Source organism: Archangium sp. (genome assembly GCF_036388035.1).
Taxonomy (GTDB): domain Bacteria; phylum Myxococcota; class Myxococcia; order Myxococcales; family Myxococcaceae; genus Archangium.
On record NZ_DASVSO010000250.1, the window covers coordinates 1 to 3,352 of the forward strand.

Here is a 3,352-nt window from a genome sequence, read left to right on the forward strand (position 1 = left end):
AGCGCTCGGCCAGCACCCGGGCGATGTGGCGGTGGTACTGCCGCCGCGTGCCGCGCGACAGGGACTGGCAGGCCACCTCCTGGATGAGCGCGTGCTGGAACTGGAAGGCGGGCGCTCCCGCCTCGCGCTGCTCCTGGAGGAAGCCCGCCTCCACCAGCCCCTCCAGGTCCCGGTCCAGGGCGGCCTCGTCGCGCCCGGTGAGCGCCACCACCAGGGCCCGCGTGAAGTCGCGCCCCACCATGGCGCACAGCTGCACCAGGGCCCGCTGCCGGGACGGGAGCCGATCGAGCCTCGCCAGCAGCAGCTCGCGCAGGGTGACGGGGATGGAGCTGGGCATCAGCTCGCTGAAGGAGGCGGCCGCGTGCTCCAGCACCATGCGCGTCATCTCCCCGATGAAGAGGGGAATGCCCTCCGTGCGCCGCACCAGCTTGCGCACCGTCTCCTCGGACAGCTCCCGCCCCCGGGCCGCCTCGCGCACGAGCACCGCGGCCTGCTCCGCCGGCAGTCGCTCCAGCGTCAGCCGCTGGAGCCAGGCGCGGCGGGGCCAGGACGGAGGCACCTCGGTGCGCGTGCTGAGGAGCACGAGGATGCGGGAGTGCTCGACACGCTCCAGCAGGAGGCGGAGGAACTCCAGCTCGGTGGAGTCGGCCTGGTGCAGATCCTCCACGACGGCGAGCACCGGGCGCTCCCGGGACAGGTGCGGCACCATGTCCACCATGGCCTGGAGGGCCATCTCCTTGCGCCGCTCGGGGGTGAGCAGGCGCACCGGGGAGTCCTCGTGGACGGGCAGCCGCATCAACAGGTGGAGCAGCTGCGCCTGCTCCTCGGACAGCCCCATGCGCTCCAGCTGCTCCAGCAGGGCCTGGAGGAGCTCGTGCGTGGAGCGGCCCGGGGGCAGCTGGAAGAGCTCCTGGAGGAGCTGGAGGAAGGGGTGCAGGGCGGTGGTGCTGAGGCGGGACCAGCACTGGAAGCGCACGCGGATGGCGGACTCCGGGGGGACGCGCGCGTACAGCTCCAAGAGGAGGCGGGACTTGCCGATGCCGGCCTCGCCGCACACGAGGACGAAGCCGCCCTGCCCCTGCCGGGCCAGCTCCCACAGCTCTTCGAGCCGCCGCAGCTCGCGCTCGCGCCCCACCAGCGGCAGCAGGCCCCGGGTGGCCAGGGCCCAGTCGAAGCGCTCACTGGCCTCGCGCTCGCGCAGCACGAGGTGGACGTCATGGCGCCAGAGGCCCGACAGGCCCTCGAACTGGCGCTGCCCGAGCACCTGCGTCTCGAAGGCCTCGCGCACCATGTGCCACGTGGCGTCCCCGAGCACCACATGCCCGGGCGCGGCCTGCCCGGCGAGCCACGCGGCCACCTTGGGGGCCTCGCCCTGGATGACGAGCCCTCCGCCCCGAGGCCCCGGCGCGCGCTCGTCCAGGGCCACGGTGTCGGTGTGGATGCCCACCTTCACGGCCACCCCGGACAGGGGCAGGTGGGGCACGCGGCGCTGGAGGGCCTCGGTGAAGTCCCGGGCCAGCCGCAGCCCGGCGCGCACCGCGCGCTCCGAGTCGTCCTCGCGCACCTGGGGAAAGCCGAAGCACGCCAGCACCTCGCCGGCCAGGGACAGGGGCACGGCGCCGCCGTGCTGCTCGATGGCCTCGGCGCACGTCTCGTGGAAGGCCAGCTCCAGCTCGCCCTGGTCCTCCACGTCGAGCGGCTCGCCGAAGCGGCCGAGCCCCGTGAGCAGGCACGACACCAGCGTCACCTGCCGGCGCTGGGGCGCGGCGGTGGGCCGGCGGCCCTCGCGCGCCGGGCCGAAGAGCCGCCCGCGCACCTCGCGCAGCTCCTCGCGCAGCTCCAGGGCCGTGCGGAAGCGCCGCGCCGGGTCCTTGTCCAGGGCGGTGGCCAGCAGCGCCTCCAGCTCCCGAGGCACCTCGGGCCGGCGCGCGCGCACCGAGGGCATGGGCTCCTGGGACGTCACCCGCTCGCGCAGCTGCGCGAAGGTGACCTTGGGCCAGGGCACCGTGCCCACGAGCATCTCGTAGAGCACGACGCCCGCGGCCCAGATGTCGGTGCGCGCGTCCTGGGGCTCGCCCCGCCATTGCTCGGGCGCCATATAGGCCGGAGTCCCCCCGGTGGGCAGGTGCGGCACGGGGGTGGTGGTGGTGAAGTGGGACAGGCCGAAGTCGAGCAGCTTCACCGTGCCTTCCCAGGTGAGGAAGACGTTGCGGGGCTTGAGGTCGCGGTGGATGACGTGGCGCTCGTGCGCGTGCACCAGGCCCGCGGCGATGCCGTCCAGGATGTCCAGGGCGCAGCGCACCTCCAGGCGCTCGCGCTTGAGGCGCACGGAGAGCGACTCGCCCTCCAGACACTCCATCACCAGGAAGGGGATGCCCGGCGCCCCGGGCGTGGCGCGCCACTCGGACTCGTCGAAGACGCGGACGATGTTCACGTGGTCGAGCTGGGCGATGGCGCGCGCCTCGCGCAGGGCCTCCTCGACGAAGCCCACGCGGGGCAGGAGGAGCTTGAGCGCCACCTCGCGATGCAGCACCTCGTCCCACGCGCGGAAGACCTGGGCCGTGCCCCCGCTGCCCATGGGGGCGACAATCCTGTACCGCTGGCCGTCCTGCCCGCCCAGTCGCTCTCCAGCCACGGGATGCCGGGGCAGGCTGTCCGCCTCGAGCACCTTCCTCAGGACGGGGTCGCTGAAGTCGGAGCTCTCGGAGTCCTGGGAGCCACCCGAGCCACGGGAGCCACCCGAGGGGGAGCTCCCCTGCTCGACTCCCTGTGCGCCCTGGTCCTCGCCGTCCCCGCTCATGGCGTGCCCCCGGTCCTCTCCCTGGGCCGCGTGGCTTCAGGAAAGGAGCGACTTCCCCTGGAAGTTATGAACGAGACGCGTGACGGACCAACCGTGCCGCCAGACGAGGGAGGGCCGGGGCCCGTGCACTCCCCAGCAAGGCCGCCGCTCGCGGTGGAAGCGCCGTGAAACATTCCGGACGGTGCGGGGCCCTGGGGTGCCAGGGGGGTGCCCGGCAGCGGACACCGTGCCACGCGGTCCGTGGAGCCCTCGCCCCGCGCGAGGGGCGCTCCCGAGGAGAATGAGGGCCCTGGTGGTTTCGTGAGCCCTGGACTGCCCCACGGGGCGGGAGGTCGAGATGAGCGAAGCGATGAGTCAGCACGTCCGCGCACAACCCCCGAGGGAGCCGGTGGCCCGGGCCCCGAGCACCGAGCGACACCGGGTCCTCATCATCGGAGGAGGCACGGCGGGCATCAGCGTGGCGGCGCGCCTGGCGCACGCGGGGCAGAAGGACGTGGCGGTGCTGGAGCCGAGCCGGCACCACTACTACCAGCCGCTCTGGACGCTGGTGGG

At 73.8% G+C, this 3,352-nt stretch carries 2 protein-coding genes; one reads left to right on the top strand and one right to left on the bottom strand.

All coding sequences use genetic code 11. The annotated features are described in order from the left end of the window. The coding region (locus VF697_RS10830) for a protein kinase domain-containing protein (RefSeq protein ID WP_331093977.1) at positions 1 to 2,800 on the bottom strand (2,800 nt) is incomplete at its 3' end. 337 nt (positions 2,801 to 3,137) lie between these two features. Here VF697_RS10830 and VF697_RS10835 point away from each other — a divergent pair. Beyond that, the coding region (locus VF697_RS10835) for an FAD-dependent oxidoreductase (RefSeq protein ID WP_331093979.1) at positions 3,138 to 3,352 on the top strand (215 nt) is incomplete at its 3' end.